Below are 20,665 nucleotides of genomic sequence, written 5' to 3'. Positions count from 1 at the left end.
AAGGCCGACAGGAACCCGCCTGATTTCTTGCCGCTGCCACCGGCGCTGGCCAACTCGATGGCCGGCGAGCCCGAACCCTTGCGCGCCTTGTAGGAGGCGAGCGCCTGCTCAAAGCCGGGCAGCGGCCTGCCGTCGCTCGGCACATGCAGCGTCTTGCCATTGGGGAACAGGCTGACCAGTTCCTGGCGGCTGATACCGGGCCAGTGGCGCACATTGCCGACATCCATATGGACGAACGGCGAACCGGAGGACGGATAGTAGCCGACACCGCCGCCCTGCATCTTGAGACCGATGTTGCGCAGCTTCTTCAGCGGCACGCCGGGAATGTAGAAGTCCATCGCCTTGCCGAGCATGTGCTGGCTCTTCTCGGCGACGCCTCGGCTGCGGCTGCGCAGCATCGAGTTCGTCGACGGCGAGCGATAGCCACAGACGACCTGGATGTAGTCCGTGGCGCCAGCTTCCCGATACGCTTCCCAGACCAGATCGAGCAGACGCGGATCCATCTTGGTCGGCTCGTTGCGACGCCAGTCGCGCAGAATGATGTTGATCTTCCTGAGACCCTCCGGGACGTAGCGGCCGTTGCGCTTGTAGACGATCTCGGCCTTCTCGTGGGTGTGGAGGTGATAGAGCTTCAGCGAACGTGTTTCGGCGCTGGCTCCGGTCGCAGCCGCGGCAACAAAACCAAATGCGACAATCAACGCTGCCAGCCACTTCGGCCAGACGCTCACGTGATAATGCCGCCCGTTTATGTGTCGTTCGATTCTGTTCAAATCAAAAGGCCTTGCAGGCTGCCGTTTGTCCCCGGATTTGCCCAAACGGATGTGTCGTTATCACATCCGAATATCGATCCTAATGGTTAATCATCGCTTATTGAAGCCGAAATGCGGTAACACCGTGGCGATATCCCGTCAAAAATTGTGCACAGGGTTTCTTGGTAAACCGCTGGTTTAGATCATGTTTCCGCCTTCGCCCGGAACACGATCTGTTACCGTTAGCCTTAATGCGTGAACAGAGCTGTCCATAGGCTCGCCACAATCCACCAAGGGCCCGGTATACGGGCTGTTGTGGCATTGCAAGCTGGCGCCGGCCTTGTGCCTCAGGAAGCGAGCCGGTCGACGCGGCCGGTTTCGGGGTCGATGCCGTATTCCTTGAGCTTGCGGTAAAGCGTCGAGCGGCCGATGCCGAGTCGGCGGGCGACTTCGCTCATCTGGCCGTTGTAGTGATCGATGGCGAGCTTGATCATCTCGAGTTCGACATCGGCCAGCGCACGCACATTGCCGCGTTCGTCGAGCGCCCGCAACGTGCCGAAGCGGGGCTGCAGCCTGGCCGGCGGATCGGGTTCGGTTGCCGGGCTTCCCTCGCCGGGCAAGGCTTCTTCTTCGCGCCCATCCAAAGGCAGGGATGGCGACAGCGCACCACCGTCGGTGTCGAGATTGACAGTGCCTTCCACCTGCGCCCGGATCTGCGGGAAGTCCTCCGTGGTCAGCACATCGCCTTCGCAAAGCACCGAGGCCCGGAAGACGGCATTTTCGAGCTGCCGGATGTTTCCAGGCCAGTCATAGGCCTGCAGCACGGCAAGCGCCGCGGCCGAAATGCCTTGCAGGCGATGACGCGGGTCGGCCGGCGCGACCTTGTCCATGAAATGGGTGACCAGATAGGGAATGTCGTCGCGGCGGTCGCGCAGCGGCGGCACGAAGATCGGGTAGACGTTCAGCCGGTAGAACAGATCTTCGCGGAACTTGCCGTCCTTGACCTGCTGCAGGAGGTTGCGGTGCGTCGCCGAAATCAGCCGGATGTCGACCCTGACGGTCGAGCGTCCGCCAACCGGGTCGACCTCGCCGTCCTGCACGGCGCGCAACAGCTTGACCTGGACGTCGAGCGGCAGGTCGCCGATCTCGTCGAGAAACAGGGTTCCCGAATGCGCTTCGACGAATTTTCCGGTGTGCTTGTCGGTGGCCCCGGTGAACGAACCCTTCTCGTGGCCGAACAGGATCGATTCGACCAGATTGTCGGGAATGGCGCCGCAATTGACGGTGACGAAGGGTTTCGAGCGGCGGTCGCCGCTGCCCTGGATGGCGCGCGCCACCAGCTCCTTGCCGACGCCGGACTCGCCCTCAATCAGGATCGGGATGTTGGATGCCGCCGCTTTCTGGCCGAGGCGGATCACCCTGTCCATGGCCGGGCTGTGCGTGATCATGTCCTTGAAGGTCAGAAGGCCGTTGCGTCGGCGCGACGTGCGTTTGACCTCGCCCTCGACGGCCTCGACCTTGAGCGCGTTGCCGATCGACGCCTGCAGCCTGTCGGGAGACGCCGGCTTGACGACGAAATCGAAGGCGCCGTGGCGCATCGCCGAGACCACGGTCTCGATGCCGCCCTGAGCGGTCTGCACGATGGTCGGGACATTTATGTCACGCTCGCGCATCGCCTTCAGCACGCCGATTCCGTCGAGACCGGGCATGACCAGGTCGAGGATGACCACCGAAACCTCGCGGGCGCTGGGCCCGTCGAGCATATCGAGAGCGGCTGCGCCGCCGTCGACGACGATGGCACTATAACCGAACCGCGTCACCGCCGCTTCGAGCAGCCGGCGCTGCACGGGATCATCATCGACTATGAGTATGGAACCTGTCATGACTGATATGACTGCCCGCCCGAGGAATTCTGCCCTGTGGACCATCTTGGCACAGGGTTCTAAATAAGGTTTCAAAAAACCCGGTGAATGAATTCCTTAGGATTTGACCGGCTTCTCGTTTCCCCTTGAATCTTGGCCACGGAAGGTGTCGGCAATGCACATGGTTTCTGGGCCCATAGTTTCTGGGCACATGGTTTCTGCTCGGCAGCTTGCAGCGCCAGCGTCCGGCCAGGGCGCGGCCGAGCTTGGCGACCTGCCGGAATGGAATCTTGCCGACCTCTATGCCGGCATGGACGCGCCGGAACTGAAGCGCGATATCGCCAAGGCGGCCACCAATGCAATCAGCTTCGAGAGCCGCTGGAAGGGCACGCTGGCCGCCGAGGCCGAGCGCGGCAGCGCCGGCAGGCTGGGCGAGGCGCTTGTCGCCTACGAGGCCCTGGAGGAACTGATCGGCCGCATCGTCTCCTATGCGGGACTGGTTTATGCCGGCAACACCGCCGACCCGCAGCGCGCCAAGCTCTATGGCGACATCCAGGAGAAGATGACCGACGCCAGCGCGCACCTTCTGTTCTTCGCGCTCGAACTCAACCTGATCGACGATGCCGCCATCGAAAGCGCGCTCGCCGGCGATCCCGCGTTCGGCCATTACAGACCGTGGGTGCTCGATCTGCGCAAGGACAAGCCCTACCAGCTCGAGGACCGTGTCGAGCAGCTCTTCCACGAAAAATCGATCACCGGGCGCGGCGCCTGGAACCGCCTGTTCGATGAGACGATGACCGACCTTCGCTTCGACATCGACGGCGAGGAGTTGACGCTGGAGCCGGCGCTGAACCGCCTGCAGGACGCCGATGGCGAGGTGCGCCGACGGGCGTCCGAGGCGCTGGCCACGACCTTTCGCAAGAATTTGCGCACCTTCACGCTGATCACCAACACGCTGGCCAAGGACAAGGAAATATCCGACCGCTGGCGCGGTTTCGAGGACATCGCCGATTCACGCCATCTCGCCAACCGCGTCGAGCGCAGCGTGGTGGATGCACTGGCGTCCGCCGTGCGCGATGCCTATCCGCGCCTGTCGCATCGCTACTACGCGATGAAGGCGCGCTGGCTCGGCATGGATGTGATGAACCACTGGGACCGCAACGCGCCGTTGCCGGATACGCCCCAGGCGATCATCGGCTGGGATGAGGCCAGGAACACCGTGCTGTCCGCCTATCAGCGCTTTTCGCCCGACATGGCGGAGATCGCGCGAACCTTTTTCGACCGCAACTGGATCGACGCGCCGGTGCGTCCAGGCAAGTCGCCCGGCGCCTTCGCGCATCCGACCGTGCCGTCGGCGCATCCCTATGTGCTGCTCAATTACATGGGCAAGCCGCGCGATGTGATGACGCTGGCGCACGAACTTGGCCACGGCGTGCATCAGGTGCTGGCCAGCGGCCAGGGCGCGCTGATGGCCTCGACGCCACTGACGCTGGCCGAGACGGCGTCCGTCTTCGGCGAGATGCTGACCTTCCGCTCGTTGCTCGACCAGACCACCGACAGGCGCGAGCGCAAGGCCATGCTCGCCCAGAAGGTCGAGGACATGATCAACACGGTCGTGCGCCAGATCGCCTTCTATGAATTCGAGCGCAAGGTGCATGCCGAACGCAAGAACGGCGAGCTGACCTCCGACAGGCTCGGCCAGTTCTGGCTCGAAGTGCAGGCCGAAAGCCTGGGTCCCGCGATCAAGCTGCGCGAAGGCTACGAGGTGTTCTGGACCTACATTCCGCACTTCATCCATTCGCCCTTCTACGTCTACGCCTATGCTTTCGGCGACTGCCTGGTGAACTCGCTCTACGCGGTCTACCAGAACGCCGAGCGCGGTTTCCAGGACAAGTATTTCGAGATGCTGCGCGCCGGCGGTACCAAGCATCATTCCGAGCTTCTGGCGCCCTTCGGCCTGGATGCCACCGATCCCGCCTTCTGGCAGATCGGGCTTGGCGTCATCAGTGGCCTGATCGACGAGCTGGAAGCGCTCGACGCTTGAAACACGTCCCGCAGGCGTCGCCGAACAGTTTAGCCGGAATGCATGTTGGCATAGCTGTACTATCGCCCTAAATATCTGTTCTTGAAGTACTCTCCGCCGAAGTTTTCCGATAGCTTTCCATAAGCTCTATGATAGCCTTCGCTCCAAGCTCAGCCGGAGCGCATGCGGATCGGCGAGGAAAAATCTCAGCCGGCCGTGGCGCTCAGGCGAACGCGACAACGGCCGTTGGCCATGGGCAAGCAAAAGCCGATCGCCGACAGCTCCACCGAAGCCGGCTGTTCTGCGAACCGCGGAACCACCATCGAGTAATCCTTCGCCGAGGTCATGGACCCATGCCGCGGCAGACGGATCTGACTGGAGAGAGACAATGGGCACTTTTTTCTACATGCTCCTGGCGTTCCTGGTAGGCGTGCTGGTGGGCTGGTTCCTCTGGGGACGCCTGCGCGGTGAACTCGACAGCTTGCGTGGCGACGTCGATCGCACACGCAGCGAGCGCGACAGGCTGCGTGCCGACAGCGACCGGCTGACCGGTGAACTCGATGCATGCGGCAAGACCCGCGCCGACCTCGAGCGCCGGCTGCGCGACGCGCAGGCAACGCCCACTGCCGGGAGCAGCGCGGCAAAGCCGGCGGGCCAAGCGTCCGCAGCCCTGATGTCGACTTCCGCGACGGCCAAATCCGCCGCCGCAAAACCCGCGCCGGCCAAACCGGCCGCAGCGAAGGCGGTCCCTGCCAAGCCGGTGGCGAAACCCGCCACCGCCAAAGCCTCGGCTCCAGCCAAACCCGCGACGAGCAAGCCCGCAGCGGCCAAGAAAGCTGCACCGGCGCCGGCCAAGCCAGCATCCGGCAAGCCCGACAATCTGCGCCGGCTGATTGGCATTGGGCCAGTCAACGAGAAGCTGCTCAAGGCGCAAGGCGTCACCAGCTTCGCCCAGATCGCCGGCTGGACAGCCGCCGATGTCAAGCGGATCGAGGACGTGATGAATTTTGACGGCCGTATCGCACGCGAGCGCTGGATCGAGCAGGCCAAGCTGCTCGCCGCCGGCAACGAAAAGGAATTCGCCAAGCAGTTTCCGACAGCTGGAACGGCCAGCAACACCTGAGCGGCAGAGGCAATATTGTTGCAAACGGCGGTGCCCTGGGCGCCGTCGTTTTTTTGGCCGGCAATATCGATGCGGAGGTAGCCTGCAGGTCGGCCCAAAGGTCGGCCCAAAGGTCGGCTTTGAGTGGCAGCGTGCCGTTCCCTCGATTGCGCGCGAGCGGCCCCCCATATAGAGCGGTCGACGGCTTCATTGACCGCAGCATCCGGTGCCCATGTCCCTGCCCGCCGCCATTTTCCGCAACGACGAAACCGCGCGCCAGCTCGTTTTCGACCGGCCGGCCGATGTCATCGTGGCGCATGAGGCAAAGGATTTCCTGCCGGCGCTGGAAGCAGCGCAAGCCGCGCACGATGCCGGCAAATGGCTTGCCGGCTATTTCTCCTATGAGGCGGGGTATCTGCTCGAGCCAAAACTCGTTCCCTTGCTGCCGGACGGGCGCCGCGCTCCACTCGTGTGCTTTGGAGTTTTCAATGCGCCGGTCGAAGAGACGGTGCCGCTGCGCAATATCGTGGCGACCAATGGTCCGATCTTCGACGCCCGCGCGACGTGGTCGCCCAAGGACTATGAGAAGCGGTTCTCGCGGCTGCACCAGCACATCAGGCAGGGCGATTGCTACCAGGGCAATTTGACCTTTCCGATACATGCGCAATGGTCTGATAACCCGCTGGCCGCCTTCGATGCGCTGACCGAGCGCCAGCCGGTGAAATATGGCGCGCTGATCGCGCTTGGTGAGCCCATCGTGCTGTCGCGTTCGCCCGAACTCTTTTTCGAGATCGACGCCGGGGGCATGATCGAGACGCATCCGATGAAGGGCACGGCGCCGCGCGGCGCCACCAAGGCCGAGGACGAACGGCAGAAGATCTTCCTGCGCAATGACGAGAAGAACCAGGCCGAAAACCGCATGATCGTCGATCTCCTGCGCAACGATATTTCGCTGATCAGCGAGGTCGGCACACTCGACGTCCCGGCGCTGTTCCGCATCGAAACCTATCCGACGGTCCACCAGATGGTGAGCGATGTCAGGGCCAAATTGCTGCCGGGTCTCTCCATCCGCCAGATCTTCGCGGCGCTGTTTCCTTGTGGCTCGATCACCGGCGCGCCAAAAATCCGTGCCATGGAAATCCTGCACGATTTGGAGGGAACACCGCGCGATGTCTATTGCGGCGCTATCGGCTGGATCGCGCCCGGCGGCACGATGCGCTTTTCCGTGGCGATCCGCACCATCTCGCTCTTTTCCGGCGGCGAGGCCATCTACAATGTCGGAGGCGGCGTGGTCTTCGATTCGACGGCGCAGGAGGAGTATCAGGAGTGTCTGCTGAAAGCGCGCTTCGCGACGGGAACACCGCCGATTTCCAGCTGATCGAGACCATGCGCTGGGAACCATGCTCGGGCTTCCGGCGCTTCGATCGCCATCTCGCCCGCCTTTATGGCTCGGCGGCGGAACTCGGCTTCCGCTATGATCCGGGCAAGGTCGGCGAGGCCCTGAGCAGCGCGGTCAGCGGGTCCGGCATTGCCCTGCGCACCCGCCTCGTCCTGTCGCGCGACGGCGAGGTGATCACCTCGGCACAACCCTACGAACCGCTCGCCGCCGACAAGGTCTGGACGCTGCGGCTGGCGCGAACGAGGCTCGATTCGCACGATACGCTGCTGCGCCACAAGACCAGCCGGCGGCAGCTCTACACGCATGCCCGCGCTGAATATCTTATCACCCAGGCCGACGAGGTGATCCTGGCCAACGAGCGTGGCGAAATCTGTGAAGGCACCATCACCAACGTCTTTGCCGATCTTGGGGACGGCATGCTGGCGACGCCCCGGCTCGACTGCGGCCTGCTGCCTGGCGTATTGCGCGCGGAGCTTCTGGACGAAGGCCGCGCCCGTGAAGCGATCTACAGCTTGGACGATTTGAAATCCGCCAGGGCGCTGTTCGTCGGCAATTCGCTGCGCGGACTGATTCCGGCCAAACTTGCCTGAGAGGGTCCATAACGATGTTCGTCGTCTCGCTGAACTACAAGGTGCCGCTGACCGAGATCGACCGCTTGCAGGCCGCGCATGTCGAATGGCTGAAGGCCTGCTATGCGGACGGCATCTTCGTTGCCTCCGGGGCGAAGAAGCCGAGGACTGGCGGCATCATCATCGCGCAATGTCCGCGCGAGGTGCTCGACGCCAGGCTGGCCGCCGACCCTTTCGCCAAGGCAGGCGCGGCCGACTATGATGTCACCGAATTCCTGGCGAGGATGACCGCCGCCGGCCTCGAGCATTTCAAGGAAGCATGAGCTTGGCCAAGGCGCTGCCCACCCACACACCCTATGACGGCTCATCGAAACTCTTCAGCATCGGGCTGAAGCCGCTCGATCCGGCGGACTGGATCGAGGTCGATGATCATCTGCTGCCGTATCTCGCCGAAAAGCGCCGGCTCTATGCCGAAATCCCCGAGCGCGTTTTCGTCGAGGAGGACGGTACCCGAGATGCGCAACGGGAGGTGCTCGAATTGCTCGGCCCTTACCTGCTGGAGAGGTTTCCCGACACCTATCGACGCACCGGCGCGGACCTGGAGGTCATGGGCGCCGAGAACAATCCCAGGCTCCCTTCCGGTTTCGAGGATGCACCGCTTGTCGCCGCCTCGCTGCTCGTCCAGGAAGACCTGGTCCTGATGCGTCGCAGCGACAATGGCTGGCGGCTCGTTGCCGGCTCGCTGTGCTTTCCCTCATCCTGGTCGCTCCTGGAAAAGTTCGGCAAGCCGTTGCAGGACATCCACGCCCCGGTGCCGGGCTTCGGCCCAGGCACCCGCCCGGCGGAACTCATCAACCGCATGTTCGATGGGCTGCAGGGCCAGGCCGTCGAGCGCTACAACTGGTCGATCCAGTCCGGCGACGCGCTCTACCACCCGCTCTCCGACCTGCAGCGCATCGACCGCGCCACCAACCGGCCGTCGCGCTTTCCCGACGGCGACATCGACGCCCACGCCTTCATCCGCGTCGAACGGCAAACCCTGCGAAAACTGCCGGTTACACGCGATATCCTGTTCACCATCCGCATCCATCTAGACCCTCTCGCCGTGCTCGCCCGGCACCCGGATCGGGCGAAGCTGGCGGTGTCTTTCGCCGCCCAGCTCGAAGCACTCGATCTCGCACAGCTCGACTACAAGGGCCTGACCGCGGACCGCGATCGGCTGATCGTGGTCTTTAACCACATGGCCAATGACGGCTAGTCGCTGGTTGGCGCTTTTCGCTGGTTTGTGACAATGATCTGTGATGTAGCGCATGGCCGCCGGGCAAAGATGCCCGGTTTTGTGTGCGTTTTTCCCGGTTTCCTGGGTTTTGAAGGAGTGTTCGATAAAATGGCGACTGAAAACTGGCCCGTTTACGGTGAAATCACCGGCCCTGTCGTGATGATCGGCTTTGGTTCGATCGGCCGGGGAACGCTGCCGATGATCGAACGCCATTTCAAGTTCGACACGTCGCGCATGACGGTCATCGACCCGCGCGACACCGACCGCAAGCTGCTCGACGAGCGCGGCATCACCTTCATGCAGGAAGCGGTGACCGAGAAGAACTACAAGAACCTCTTGACGCCGCTGCTGACCAAGGGCGGCGGCCAGGGCTTTTGCATCAACCTGTCGGTCGATACCGGTTCGGTGGACCTGATGCGGCTCTGCCGCAAGCTCGGCGTGCTCTACATCGACACCGTCGTCGAACCATGGCTCGGTTTCTATTTCGACGCCAAGGCCGACAACGCCAGCCGCACCAACTACGCGCTGCGCGAATCGCTGCTCAAGGAAAAGCACGACAAGCCCGGCGGCCCAACGGCTGTCTCCACCTGCGGCGCCAACCCCGGCATGGTCTCGTGGTTCGTCAAGCAGGCGCTGGTCAATCTCGCCACCGATCTCGGCCTCGAGTTTTCAGAGCCGACGCAGGACGACCGCGAGGGCTGGGCCAAGCTGATGAAGAAGGCCGGCGTCAAGGGCATCCACATCGCCGAACGTGACACCCAGCGCGCCAAGAAGCCGAAGCCGATGGATGTGTTCTGGAACACATGGTCGGTCGAGGGCTTCATCTCCGAGGGTCTGCAGCCCGCCGAACTCGGCTGGGGCACGCATGAGAAATGGATGCCGAAGAACGCCAAGAAGCACAAGCATGGTTCGAAGGCCGCGATCTACCTGGAGCAACCCGGCGCCAACACGCGCGTGCGCTCATGGTGCCCGACGCCAGGGCCGCAGTACGGCTTCCTGGTCACGCACAACGAGGCGATCTCGATCGCCGACTTCTTCACCGTGCGCTCCAAGAAGGGCAAGGTTCAGTACCGCCCGACCTGCCACTATGCCTATCATCCCTGCAATGACGCGGTGCTGTCGCTGGACGAGATGTTCGGCGCCGCCGGCAAGCCTCAGCCCGTGCACCACGTGCTCGACGAGAACGAGCTGGTCGACGGTGTCGACGAGCTCGGCGTGCTGCTCTATGGCCACGACAAGAACGCCTACTGGTACGGCTCGCAGCTGTCGCTGGCCGAGGCACGCAAACTGGCGCCCTACCAGAACGCCACCGGCATGCAGGTCACCTCGGCGGTGCTCTCGGGCATGGTCTGGGCGCTGGAGAATCCCGAGGCTGGCATCGTCGAGGCCGACGAGATGGATTACAAGCGCTGCCTGGACGTGCAGTCCCAGTATCTCGGACCGGTCAAGGGCCACTACACCGACTGGACGCCGCTCGATAACCGCCCCGGTCTGTTCCCGGAAGACCTCGACCGGGACGACCCGTGGCAATTCCGCAACATCCTCGTTCGATAGCGGTGCGTTCCATAGGCCCCATTGCCTTGCAATCGCCCGGAAATCGGGCGATTGAAGGGATGCGGACGAGAGCGACACGTGCCCGTTTGAAGGCACGGCGTACGCTCTGGAAACTTGGATGCGCGCATCGTGCTTTCCGAAAATCGATTCCGATTTTTCGGCCGATGCGAGAGGAGAGGATTTTCACATGACTATTGCGCGCAAAGTTCTTTCTATGAGTTTGGCGGGGGCCATTGCGGCAGTGCTCGCTGCCTGTGCGACCAGCGGCCCTGATGAGCCGCCAATGGCGGCGTCGCCGAAAGGCGTTGAAGGCTCCTGGATCGACGCCAAGGGCACCGGCCTTTCGACCTTCGCCGGCGGCACCTTCACGACCGTCGCCACCGACACCGGCCAGAAGCTCGCCGATGGCAGCTACACGATGACCGGCGCCACGTCGGTGCAGATCAACGGCACGTCGCTGATCCGCCAGACGGCGGTCAGCTTCAACTGCCTGATGGTGTCGACAAGCCAGCTCAACTGCACCAGCTCCAGCGGCCAGAATTTCGTGCTGACCCGGCGCGTCTGAACCAGCGAGCATTCGCTTGCCTGAGGACGGCGGCCAGTTGGCCGCCGTCCTTTTTTATGCCGGCAAAGGTTCCCGGATTTCCGCTTGCGTCATCCGGAACGCGATGGGAACATGGGTCAAAGCGCCGACTGTTATGTTCCAGTCAAGCAAGAGCGTTAAAGGCCTCTGATCAGCTTTCCGGGAGACGAAGATGAAGAAGCTTGCTGCCATTGCCGCCCTGTCCGCCTCAGCCCTCGGCCTGTCGGCCGGCGCATCCTTTGCCGACTACACACTGAACATCCTGCACATCAACGACTGGCACAGCCGCATCGAGGGCAACAACAAATATGAATCGACCTGCTCGGCGGACGAGGAGACCAAGGGCGAGTGCATCGGCGGCGCGGGCCGGCTGATCACCGCTATCGCCCAGGAGCGCAAGAAGCTGGAAGGCCAGAATGTGCTGCTGCTCAGCGCCGGCGACAATTTCCAGGGCTCGCTGTTCTACACGACCTACAAGGGCAAGGTCGAAGGCGAATTCCTCAACCAGATGAAGTTCGACGCCATGGAGCTCGGCAACCATGAATTCGACGACGGCGAAGTCGCCCTGGCGCCGTTCCTCGACATGATCAAGTTCCCGGTGCTGGGTGCCAATGTGAAGGCCAACGCGCAATCCAAGCTCGGCGACCGCGTCAAGCCGTCTGTTGTCGTCGAGGTCGGCGGTCAGAAGATCGGCGTCATCGGCGCGATCACCAACGACACCCCGGACCTCGCCTCCCCCGGCCCCAATGTCGCCATCGAGGATGACGTCAAGTCGATCACCGCTGAGGTCGAGAAGCTGAAAGGCGAGGGCGTCAACAAGATCATCGCCGTGACCCATATCGGCTACAGACGCGAGCGCGACGTCATTGCCAAGATCCCGGGCATCGATGTCGTCGTCGGCGGCCACAGCCATTCGCTGCTGTCGAACACCGATCCCAAGGCTGAAGGCCCCTACCCGACGATGGTCGACAACCCGGACGGCTACAAGGTGCCGGTCGTGCAGGCGGCGTCCTATTCGAAATATCTCGGCGAGTTCAAGGTGGTGTTCGATGACAATGGCGTCGTCAAATCGGCCAGCGGCGACCCCATCTATCTCGACAAGTCGATCACGCCCGATCCGGCCGTGCTCGCCCGCATCAAGGAGCTTGGCGCGCCGATCGAGGCGCTGAAAAACAAGGAAGTGGCCGAGACCACCGACGTCATCGACGGCAGCCGCGAGAGCTGCCGCACCCGCGAATGCGCGATGGGCAACCTCGTCTCCGACGCCATCCTCGACCGCGTCAAGGGACAGGGTGTCGAGATCGTCATCTCCAATGGCGGCGGCCTGCGCGCCTCGATCGACAAGGGCACCGTGACCATGGGCGAGGTGCTGACCGTGCTGCCGTTCCAGAACACGCTGGCAACCTTCCAGATTTCCGGCAAGGACCTGGTGGCTGGCCTCGAGAGCGGACTCAGCCAGGTCGAGGACGGCGCCGGGCGCTTCCCGCAGGTCGCCGGCCTGAAATATTCCTTCGACAAGTCCGCCGCGCCCAATGCCGGCCGCGTCAAGTCGGTCGAGGTCATGGAAGGCGGCGCCTGGACGCCGCTCAATCCGGACAAGGACTATCTGGTCGCCACCAACAATTATGTCCGCCAGGGCGGCGATGGCTACAAGGTCTTCGCCGACAAGGCCAAAAATGCCTATGACTACGGTCCGGGCCTCGAACAGGTGGTTGCCGACTATCTCGGCGCCCACCGGCCCTACACGCCAAAGCTCGATGGCCGCATCACCGAGATCGCAGCGACCGTCGCCGCGGCGCCCGCGGCCGAACCTGCCCAGCCTGCGGAAGCGGCCCCGGCAATGCCTGAACTTCCGGCCAACTCGGGTGATATTTCCAACACACCGCCGGCCGTGTCGACAGAGACAGCGCCAGCCGCGCCAGCTGCACCGGCTGAGCCAGCAAAACCGGCTGAAGCAGCACCGGCTCCTGCCCCCGCGGCACCGGCCGAACCGACAAAGCCCGCCGAGGCCGCGTCAGCTGAAAGCAGCCATGTCATCGTTGCCGGGGATACCTACTGGGATCTGGCGGTGAAGGCCTATGGCGACGGCACCAGGTGGAAAGTCATTTCGGGCGCCAACAAGGGCTATGAGCCGCGCCGGCTTCCGGTCGGCGCAACGCTGACCATCCCACCGAAATAACATCGCTTCGATGCCTGAAAGACAACGCCCGCCCGAGAAACCGGGCGGGCGTCCTGTTTTCGAGCTAAGGTGCGGCCAGACGCTGCATTGAAAGCGCGCGCTAGATGGTTAGGTTCGCGTCTCCCGGAGAACCCTTATGACGCTTTCCACCCCTGTCGATCCCAAGGCCGCGAAAGCGCTCGGCCCGTTGCCCGCCGGACATCCTCCGGCCAAGACGGGCAAGATCGGCATCATGCTGGTCAATCTGGGCACGCCTGATGGCACCGACTTCAAGCCGATGTGGCGCTATCTCCGGGAATTCCTGTCCGATCCGCGCGTCATCGAACTCAACCGGGCGATCTGGTATCCGATCCTCTATGGCCTGGTGCTCACCACGCGGCCGAAAAAGTCAGGCGCCAACTACGCCAGGATCTGGAACCGGGAAAAGAACGAGTCGCCGCTGCGCACCTACACCCGCGCCCAGGGCGAGAAGCTGGCCGAGGCGCTGCACGACCTGCCCGATGTCGTCGTCGACTGGGCGATGCGCTATGGCAATCCTTCGACCGAAAGCGTGGCCCAGGCGCTGGTCGAAAGAGGCTGCGACCGTATTCTTTCGTTCCCGCTCTACCCGCAATATTCGGCGACGACCACGGCAACCGCCAACGATCAGCTGTTTCGCGCCTTGATGAAAATGCGCCGCGCACCGGCCATCCGCAGCGTGCCGCCCTACTATGACGAGCCGGTCTATATCGAGGCGCTGGCGCGCTCGATCGAGCAGCATCTGGCGACGCTCGATTTCGAGCCGGAAGTGGTCATCACCTCCTATCACGGCATCCCGAAGCCCTATTTCGAGAAGGGCGATCCCTATTATTGCCACTGCCAGAAGACGACGCGGCTGTTGCGTGAACGGCTCGGCTGGGATGACAAGAAACTGATCATCACCTTCCAGTCGCGCTTCGGAGCGCAGGAATGGCTGCAGCCTTATACCGACAAGACGGTCGAGAAACTCGCCCAGGATGGCGTGAGGTCGATCGCCATCGTCAATCCCGGTTTTTCCGTCGACTGCATCGAGACGCTTGACGAGATCGGCCGCGAGGCGGCCGAGACCTTCCATCACGCCGGCGGCAAGAACTTCGCCCATATCCCTTGCCTCAACGACAGCGCCGAGGGCATGGCGGTGATCGAAGCGATGGTGCGGCGCGAACTGTCCGGCTGGGTCTAGGGGGCAATTCCAGGAAAAGTGTAAAACGGTTTTCCGTCCGGAATTGCTTCAAACAAGAGTTAGAGCGGCTCGCCGCATCTGTGAAGCGGTGAGCCGCTCTGAACCGGAACAACACAAGCTCCGGGGCGTTAAGGCGCGCCCTCCGGAGAATTCGATGCCCCGCAAGCTCGATCTCAGAACTGGCCGGCCTGTCTGGTCCGCCTATCGCGCGCCTGCGGTGCCGACGGACAGCCTGACCCGGGACGTCAAGGCAGATGTGCTGATCGTCGGCATGGGCATCAGCGGCGCCATGATGGCGGAGGCCCTGACGGCGCAAGGCCATGTGGTGATCTGCATCGACCGGCGTGGCCCGCTGAAAGGGTCGACGTCCGCAACCACCGCGCTGGTGCAATTCGAACTCGACCAGCCGCTTTCGACGCTTTCGAAGATGATCGGCAAAACCTCGGCGGAGCAGGCTTGGCGACGCTCGCGGCTCGCCGTTTCCAACCTAGCCGCCCGCATCGCCGAACTCGGCCTCAATTGTGGCCTGAGCCGCACCCCGTCGCTCTATCTGGCCGGCACCTTGCTCGGGCCATCGGGACTGCGCGACGAGGCCGAGGCACGGCGGCAAGCAGGCATCGGCGCGACCTATCTCACATCGGCGCCGCTGGCGGAGACATTCGGCATCGATCGTGACGGCGCCATCCTCAGCCACGGCAACATCGCACTCGACCCGCGCAAGCTGACGGCCGGCTTGTTGCTCAAGGCCATGGAGCGCAAGGCACGTTTCTACGCCCCTGCCGAAGCCACAGTGATCGAGGACAGTGCCGACGCGGCTGTCGTCGCGACCAGGGGTGGCCCGACCATCACCGCGCAACATGTAATTCTGGCCACCGGCTACGAGTTCGTCGATATCGTGCCGGCAGCAGTCCACCAGATCGTCTCGACATGGGCGATCGCGACACGACCGCAATCGCGAAAGATCTGGCCACGGGCAGCCTTCATCTGGGAGGCGTCGGACCCGTACCTCTATGTCAGGGCGACCACCGACGGCAGGGTCATCTGCGGCGGCGAGGATGAGGATTTTTTCGACGAGGCGCGGCGCGACGAGTTGATCGGCGACAAGAGCGCACGCATTGCCGAAAAACTTGGCCTGATATTTCCGCATCTCGACACCAGGCCTGAATTCGCCTGGACCGGTTCTTTCGGCACCACGACCACCGGCCTGCCTTATATCGGTGCCATTCCCAGGCACCCTCGCATCCATGCGGTGATGGGCTACGGCGGCAATGGCATCACCTTCTCGCAGATTGCTTCCGAGATTGTCTCGGCCTCGATCGACGGGCTGGACGACGCGGATGCGAGGTTGCTTGCCTTCAACCGCAGGATGCAATCTTGCAAACAATCCATCATCACCTGATTGTAACGCATCTGAAATACACTTAAGCCTTTGGTGAAGTCGGCTGCGCGAGAATGGCTTGTGCGGCCTTCGTCTGAGGGAGAGCCAAATGGATTTCAGTGGTTTCGATATTGCGGTTGGTGCACTTGCCCTTCTGGTATTGGTGCTTCTGATCAAAGGCATCAGGACAATCCCGCAAGGCTACAATTATACGGTGGAGCGCTTTGGCCGTTACACCAAGACACTGAGCCCAGGCCTCAATTTCATTTTCCCGTTCGTCGACCGCATCGGCGCCAAGATGAACATGATGGAGCAGGTGCTCGACGTTCCGAGCCAGGAAATCATCACTCGCGACAACGCCATCGTCGGCGTCGACGGCATCGCCTTTTACCAGATCCTCAATGCGGCGCAGGCCGCCTACCAGGTTGCCGGCCTGCAGAACGCCATCCTCAACCTGACGATGACCAACATCCGCACTGTCATGGGTTCGATGGACCTCGACGAGCTTCTGTCGAATCGCGACGCCATCAACGAGCGCCTGCTGCGCGTCGTCGATGAAGCAGCGCATCCGTGGGGCATCAAGATCACTCGCGTCGAGATCAAGGACATCAACCCGCCGGCTAACCTCATCGAATCGATGGGCCGGCAAATGACCGCGGAACGCAACAAGCGCGCGCAGATCCTTGCCGCCGAAGGCCTCAAGCAGTCGCAGATCCTCGAAGCTGAAGGCCGCAAGGAAGCCGCCTTCCGCGACGCCGAGGCGCGCGAACGTTCGGCTGAGGCCGAAGCTCGCGCCACGCAGGTGGTGTCGGAAGCAATTTCCAAGGGCGACGTGCAGGCGCTGAATTACTTCGTCGCCCAGAAATACACCGAGGCATTGGGCAAGATCGGCACGGCCACCAACAGCAAGATCGTGCTGATGCCCTTCGAAGCGTCATCGCTGATCGGTTCGCTCGGCGGCATTGGCGAGATCGCCAAGGAGGTTTTCCGCAGCGAAGGCACGACCGGCGCGCAAAGGCAGGCCGCGCGCCCGCCAGTCGTTCGCCCGACCGATAACTGAGATCGTAGGAGCATGACCCCGAAAAGTGGAAACCGGTTTTCGGAAAAGGCCATGCTCAAACAAGAAGAAAACGCCCATGATCGACCGCATCATTTCCGAACTTGGCCCGTGGAACTGGATGGTTCTCGGCTTCGCCCTGCTGGTGATGGAAATCATCGCCCCAGGCATCTTCATGCTGTGGATCGGCATCGCCGCCCTGATCATCGGCGCGGTGTCGCTGCTGGTCTGGGACGCCGGCTTCTGGACCTGGCAGGTTCAGGTCCTCGCCTTCCTGGTGCTGTCACTGGCTTCGGCCTATGTTGGCAAGAAGCTGGTTGGTAGTCGCAATGACCCGACCGACCAGCCACTGCTCAATCGGCGCGGCGCGCAAATGGTTGGCAGGATGGCGACACTTGCCGAGCCGATCCGGGATGGACGTGGCCGCATCAAGCTGGGCGACACGCTGTGGCGTGTCTCTGGCCCGGACCTTCCGGCCGGCACGCAAGTGCGCGTGACGGGTGCTGCCGACACGGATCTGGAGCTGACCGTCGAGGCGGTCTGAACGTTCAGGCCGCGCCGATGCGCAAGAGGTCGTGCAGGTGGATGAGGCCGACTGGTTTCCGGCCCTCCACCACCATCAGGCTGGTGATGGCTGAATTGTTGATCGTCTGCAGCGCCGTTGCCACCAGCGTGTCCGGCGCTGCCGTCTTCGGTCCTTTTGTCATCACCTCATCCACCGTCATCGCCAGCAGATTGCTGCCGATGTGACGGCGGATGTCACCATCGGTGATTATGCCGACCAGCGCGCCGTCGGCGTCGGTGATCGCCACGCAGCCAAATCCCTTGCGCGACAGTTCCAGGATCGCGTCCTGCATGGCGGTGCCCGTGACCACCAGCGGCAACCTGTCGCCGACATGCATGATCTCGCGGATTTGCGTCAGGTTGGCGCCAAGCTGGCCGCCTGGATGAAAGGTGCGGAAATGGTCCGGGGTGAAGCCGCGTGCTTCGAGCAGGGCGATCGCCAGCGCATCGCCCATCACCAGCTGCAGCAGCGTCGATGTCGTCGGCGCCAGGCCGTGCGGGCAGGCCTCCGGCGTGCGCGGCAGCAGCAACACGACGTCTGCGGCGCGCGCCAGCGCCGAAGTCTCTCCGGCGGTTATGGCGATCAGCGGGATGGAAAAGCGCCTGGAATAGGCGACGATACCCATCAGTTCCTTGCTCTCGCCCGACCACGACATGGCGATGATGGCGTCGTCCCTGGCGATCATGCCGAGATCGCCATGATTGGCTTCGGCGGGATGGACAAAGAAAGCCGGCGTGCCGGTCGAGGCCAGCGTCGCCGCGATCTTCGATCCGATATGGCCGCTTTTGCCGACACCGGTGACGATGAGCCGGCCTTCAATCCCGGAGATCATCTCGACGGCCTGCGCGAAAGGCGCGGCCAATCCGTTCTCGAGGGCCTCGGCAAGGGCTGCGACACCAGCCTGTTCTGTCGCCACCGTCCTCAGCGCCGAAGCGATCGACGCTTGCCTGTCCAAAGGCTTGTTATCCAGGGATCCCGCATGCATGGCTGATGCGATTAGCGCTTTGCCGGCGCGCTGTCCAACGGAAATGGCCTCAGGCATGTCGCCCGAATGTGTGCGGTGGTTTGCGACAACGACAGGCATGGAGACAAGAAGCTTAACGCGCGCCGTATGAATCCCATGGGAAATCAGCGCTGCAGGCGGCCAACGGCCCGCCTCCTCAACCCTCCGTTAACCATCCCCATTTACGGTTCGGTAAGTATGGCGCGCGTGCGTCGCGCAAGCAGTGGTGGCGATGTCCGGGGTCCAGCCAGAAAAATCGACAGGACGAAAGAGCAAGGTGGTCTGCGCCTTGCTGCTGGCGACCAGCATGTTTGCTTTGCTGCGCCCAACGGCGCTCCATGCGCAGGAAACGGAACTGCGCGGTGAGGTCTCCGAATCGGCGATCCTGTCCGACCAGCAGCGCAAGGCGAGACAGCTCGCTTTGGCAGCGCAGGATCAGGCGCCGACCAATGCGGCGCAGGACAATGCGCCGGCACGAACCTACCTGCCGGCCAGCGCCGGCGGGTTGCCTGACGACACGGACACCGGCGACGCAACCGCGACCGGCAGCGTTTTCGACCCGCCGGCAGCCACCGACGACAGCTCCGCCGACACTCCTGCGCCGCCCAAGCCTCGCCGCCGCCCATCGACCGCCAGGCAGAATGCGGCTGACCAGGCCAAGGACAAGGCTGCGGACAAGTCGAAAAAGAAGAAGAAGTCGACGGCAGCAGACACCGACACCACCGCTTCAACGACCGCCTCCACAACGGACGCCACCGATGGTGCAGACACCGATGAGGAGACGGCCAACCGCCGCGCCCTCACCATCGACAGCGCCGACAAGCAGAAGCTCGACCCGGGCGCAGAGCGCACGGACGCCATCGAAGGTCAGAAAAAGAAGCCCGAGGATGATCCGTTTGCCGCCACCGGCGTCAAATGGGGATCCTTCGTCATCCGGCCGACGATCGAACAGGGCCTGACCGCCACGTCGAACGGCGATTCCAGCAACGCCGGCAAGTCGGCACTGCTGTCCGAGACGGCGCTGCGCTTTTCCGCCGCCTCCGACTGGCGCGAGAACGCCGCCACGATCGACGGCTATGGCCTGTTCCGCGGAACCGTGTCTGGTTACCCGGTTCACAACGAGCAAGGGCGCATCGAAGGCCAGCTCAATGTCGACCTCGACAATGAACTGCGCGCCATCGCCAAGCTCGGCTATGAGGCCGTGCCGGAATCAGCGTCATCACCGGACGCCATTGCAGGCGTCAGCAAGCAGCCGCTGCGGCAGACCGTCAACGGCAGCCTCGCCGTCGAAAAGGACCTCGGCAAGATGCAGTACACACTGACCGGTGCGGTCTCGCATGACTTCTATGGCGACGCCAAGCTTTCGAACGGCACCTCGCTGTCGCAGAAGGATCAAGACTCCACGCTCTACACCGCGACCTTGCGCATCGGCTACGAGATCTCCCCCGCCCTCACCCCTTTCACCGAAATCGAGGTCGGCCGCCGGGCCTATGATCAACGCGTCGACAATGAAGGCTTCGAGCGCTCGTCGACGCGGCTCGGCGCCCGCGCCGGCCTTGAGCTCGACATGGGTGAGAAGCTGTCGGGTGAGTTCTCGGCCGGCTGGCTCAGGGAAGCGATCGACGACAAGAACCTGGACGCAATTTCGGGTGCCACCGTCAACGCCGACCTCAAATGGTCACCGGAGCGCGGCACCATTATCGGCCTGACCGGCCGGACCACAGTCGAGCCCACGACCACATCAGGCGAAAGCGGCGACATCCTCTATTCCGGTCGTTTGACGGGCGAACGCCAGATTCGCGCCAACCTCACCGGAAATGCGGCTTTGGGCCTCGACTGGCGTGATTATATCGGCATCGACGGCCACGACATGACCTTGAGCGCCGAGGCCGGACTGACCTGGTGGCTGAACCGCTACGCTGGCCTCACCACCAGAGTGAGGACCGAGAAGCTGACCAGCAATTTACCGGGCCGCGACTACACCGCCAACAGCATCTTCCTCGGTGTAAAAGTGCAGAGATAGGAAAGCTAGCCAGGCGCAGTCTGGCAAAGCGATACGTCGCCAGTTCGACTGCCCTAGGTGTGGAGCCTCAACAGGTTGTCGTCGGTTAAGGCGAGGCGACTGATGGGCGGTTTTGACTTTAGGCTGCCGTGGGGGCGAT

General features: G+C 63.0%; 18 protein-coding genes. 15 read left to right on the top strand and 3 right to left on the bottom strand.

The annotated features are described in order from the left end of the window. Positions 1–728, bottom strand: a 728-nt coding sequence (gene mepK, locus NKJ06_RS27795) for a peptidoglycan L,D-endopeptidase MepK (RefSeq protein WP_352811355.1), incomplete at its 3' end; no start/stop codon positions are given. A gap of 368 nt (positions 729–1,096) precedes the next feature. Next, positions 1,097–2,632 carry a sigma-54-dependent transcriptional regulator gene (locus NKJ06_RS27790; RefSeq protein ID WP_352632620.1) on the bottom strand — a complete coding sequence of 512 codons (1,536 nt, stop codon included), beginning with the start codon at positions 2,630–2,632 and terminating at the stop codon, positions 1,097–1,099. Positions 2,633–2,822: 190 nt separating this feature from the next. On the opposite strand from NKJ06_RS27790, the gene NKJ06_RS27785 reads away from it, so the two are divergent. The 14 genes from NKJ06_RS27785 (at position 2,823) to NKJ06_RS27720 (ending at position 17,479) form a co-directional block, all read left to right on the top strand. Then, on the top strand, positions 2,823–4,655 hold the full coding sequence (locus NKJ06_RS27785; protein WP_352632619.1) for a M3 family oligoendopeptidase: 1,833 nt from the start codon (positions 2,823–2,825) through the stop codon (positions 4,653–4,655). 162 nt (positions 4,656–4,817) lie between these two features. Further along, complete coding sequence (locus NKJ06_RS27780; protein WP_352811354.1) at positions 4,818–4,964, top strand: hypothetical protein; 147 nt, start codon at positions 4,818–4,820, stop codon at positions 4,962–4,964. Between the two features lie 58 nt (positions 4,965–5,022). Beyond that, entirely contained in the window at positions 5,023–5,757 is a 735-nt protein-coding gene (locus NKJ06_RS27775; protein WP_352632618.1) for a helix-hairpin-helix domain-containing protein, read from the top strand. A gap of 211 nt (positions 5,758–5,968) precedes the next feature. After that, entirely contained in the window at positions 5,969–7,114 is a 1,146-nt protein-coding gene (locus NKJ06_RS27770; protein ID WP_352632617.1) for an aminodeoxychorismate synthase component I, read from the top strand. Beyond that, a complete protein-coding gene (locus NKJ06_RS27765) occupies positions 7,063–7,725 on the top strand; it encodes an aminotransferase class IV family protein (RefSeq protein WP_352632616.1) in 663 nt (220 codons plus the stop codon). Before NKJ06_RS27770 ends, NKJ06_RS27765 begins: the two co-directional genes overlap by 52 nt. Positions 7,726–7,739: 14 nt before the next feature. Next, positions 7,740–8,027, top strand: a complete 288-nt coding sequence (locus tag NKJ06_RS27760; protein ID WP_352632615.1) for a YciI family protein — start codon at positions 7,740–7,742, stop codon at positions 8,025–8,027. Further along, positions 8,024–8,962 carry a heme-dependent oxidative N-demethylase family protein gene (locus tag NKJ06_RS27755; RefSeq protein WP_352632614.1) on the top strand — a complete coding sequence of 313 codons (939 nt, stop codon included), beginning with the start codon at positions 8,024–8,026 and terminating at the stop codon, positions 8,960–8,962. The genes NKJ06_RS27760 and NKJ06_RS27755 overlap by 4 nt, the downstream gene beginning before the upstream one ends. A gap of 129 nt (positions 8,963–9,091) precedes the next feature. Further along, on the top strand, positions 9,092–10,537 hold the full coding sequence (locus tag NKJ06_RS27750; RefSeq protein ID WP_352632613.1) for a homospermidine synthase: 1,446 nt from the start codon (positions 9,092–9,094) through the stop codon (positions 10,535–10,537). Between the two features lie 187 nt (positions 10,538–10,724). Next, positions 10,725–11,102 carry an outer membrane lipoprotein Omp10 gene (omp10, locus tag NKJ06_RS27745; RefSeq protein WP_352632612.1) on the top strand — a complete coding sequence of 126 codons (378 nt, stop codon included), beginning with the start codon at positions 10,725–10,727 and terminating at the stop codon, positions 11,100–11,102. 190 nt (positions 11,103–11,292) lie between these two features. Next, complete coding sequence (locus NKJ06_RS27740) at positions 11,293–13,299, top strand: 5'-nucleotidase C-terminal domain-containing protein (RefSeq protein ID WP_352811351.1); 2,007 nt, start codon at positions 11,293–11,295, stop codon at positions 13,297–13,299. A 136-nt stretch (positions 13,300–13,435) separates the two neighbouring features. Continuing rightward, positions 13,436–14,500, top strand: coding sequence for a ferrochelatase (gene hemH / locus NKJ06_RS27735; RefSeq protein ID WP_352632610.1), 1,065 nt, complete (start codon positions 13,436–13,438; stop codon positions 14,498–14,500). A 154-nt stretch (positions 14,501–14,654) separates the two neighbouring features. After that, positions 14,655–15,899, top strand: coding sequence for an NAD(P)/FAD-dependent oxidoreductase (locus tag NKJ06_RS27730; RefSeq protein WP_352632608.1), 1,245 nt, complete (start codon positions 14,655–14,657; stop codon positions 15,897–15,899). Positions 15,900–15,987: 88 nt separating this feature from the next. After that, the gene (locus NKJ06_RS27725; RefSeq protein ID WP_352632606.1) at positions 15,988–16,938 is read left to right on the top strand and encodes an SPFH domain-containing protein; all 951 of its coding nucleotides are present in this window, start codon (positions 15,988–15,990) and stop codon (positions 16,936–16,938) included. A gap of 76 nt (positions 16,939–17,014) precedes the next feature. Next, positions 17,015–17,479 carry an NfeD family protein gene (locus NKJ06_RS27720; RefSeq protein WP_352632604.1) on the top strand — a complete coding sequence of 155 codons (465 nt, stop codon included), beginning with the start codon at positions 17,015–17,017 and terminating at the stop codon, positions 17,477–17,479. 4 nt (positions 17,480–17,483) lie between these two features. Here the strand turns inward: NKJ06_RS27720 and NKJ06_RS27715 are convergent, their stop codons facing one another. After that, positions 17,484–18,485, bottom strand: coding sequence for a KpsF/GutQ family sugar-phosphate isomerase (locus NKJ06_RS27715; protein WP_352632603.1), 1,002 nt, complete (start codon positions 18,483–18,485; stop codon positions 17,484–17,486). 250 nt (positions 18,486–18,735) lie between these two features. On the opposite strand from NKJ06_RS27715, the gene NKJ06_RS27710 reads away from it, so the two are divergent. Next, on the top strand, positions 18,736–20,526 hold the full coding sequence (locus NKJ06_RS27710; RefSeq protein ID WP_352632601.1) for an outer membrane beta-barrel protein: 1,791 nt from the start codon (positions 18,736–18,738) through the stop codon (positions 20,524–20,526). The last annotated feature ends 139 nt before the right edge of the window (positions 20,527–20,665 follow it).

Origin of the sequence: Mesorhizobium sp. M0293 (genome assembly GCF_040321735.1) — a bacterium.
GTDB lineage: Bacteria > Pseudomonadota > Alphaproteobacteria > Rhizobiales > Rhizobiaceae > Mesorhizobium.
Note: the sequence above shows the minus strand (reverse complement) of the source record. Positions and strands in the feature narration are given on the sequence as shown.

Bases quoted from the DNA above. Each gene is read 5' to 3' on its own strand.
- NKJ06_RS27790 (WP_352632620.1), bottom strand. From the start codon at position 2,632: ATGACAGGTTCCATACTCATAGTCGATGATGATCCCGTGCAGCGCCGG.
- NKJ06_RS27785 (WP_352632619.1), top strand. From the start codon at position 2,823: ATGGTTTCTGCTCGGCAGCTTGCAGCGCCAGCGTCCGGCCAGGGCGCG.
- NKJ06_RS27780 (WP_352811354.1), top strand. From the start codon at position 4,818: ATGCGGATCGGCGAGGAAAAATCTCAGCCGGCCGTGGCGCTCAGGCGA.
- NKJ06_RS27775 (WP_352632618.1), top strand. From the start codon at position 5,023: ATGGGCACTTTTTTCTACATGCTCCTGGCGTTCCTGGTAGGCGTGCTG.
- NKJ06_RS27770 (WP_352632617.1), top strand. From the start codon at position 5,969: ATGTCCCTGCCCGCCGCCATTTTCCGCAACGACGAAACCGCGCGCCAG.
- NKJ06_RS27760 (WP_352632615.1), top strand. From the start codon at position 7,740: ATGTTCGTCGTCTCGCTGAACTACAAGGTGCCGCTGACCGAGATCGAC.
- NKJ06_RS27755 (WP_352632614.1), top strand. From the start codon at position 8,024: ATGAGCTTGGCCAAGGCGCTGCCCACCCACACACCCTATGACGGCTCA.
- NKJ06_RS27750 (WP_352632613.1), top strand. From the start codon at position 9,092: ATGGCGACTGAAAACTGGCCCGTTTACGGTGAAATCACCGGCCCTGTC.
- omp10 (WP_352632612.1), top strand. From the start codon at position 10,725: ATGACTATTGCGCGCAAAGTTCTTTCTATGAGTTTGGCGGGGGCCATT.
- NKJ06_RS27740 (WP_352811351.1), top strand. From the start codon at position 11,293: ATGAAGAAGCTTGCTGCCATTGCCGCCCTGTCCGCCTCAGCCCTCGGC.
- hemH (WP_352632610.1), top strand. From the start codon at position 13,436: ATGACGCTTTCCACCCCTGTCGATCCCAAGGCCGCGAAAGCGCTCGGC.
- NKJ06_RS27730 (WP_352632608.1), top strand. From the start codon at position 14,655: ATGCCCCGCAAGCTCGATCTCAGAACTGGCCGGCCTGTCTGGTCCGCC.
- NKJ06_RS27725 (WP_352632606.1), top strand. From the start codon at position 15,988: ATGGATTTCAGTGGTTTCGATATTGCGGTTGGTGCACTTGCCCTTCTG.
- NKJ06_RS27720 (WP_352632604.1), top strand. From the start codon at position 17,015: ATGATCGACCGCATCATTTCCGAACTTGGCCCGTGGAACTGGATGGTT.
- NKJ06_RS27715 (WP_352632603.1), bottom strand. From the start codon at position 18,485: ATGCATGCGGGATCCCTGGATAACAAGCCTTTGGACAGGCAAGCGTCG.
- NKJ06_RS27710 (WP_352632601.1), top strand. From the start codon at position 18,736: ATGTCCGGGGTCCAGCCAGAAAAATCGACAGGACGAAAGAGCAAGGTG.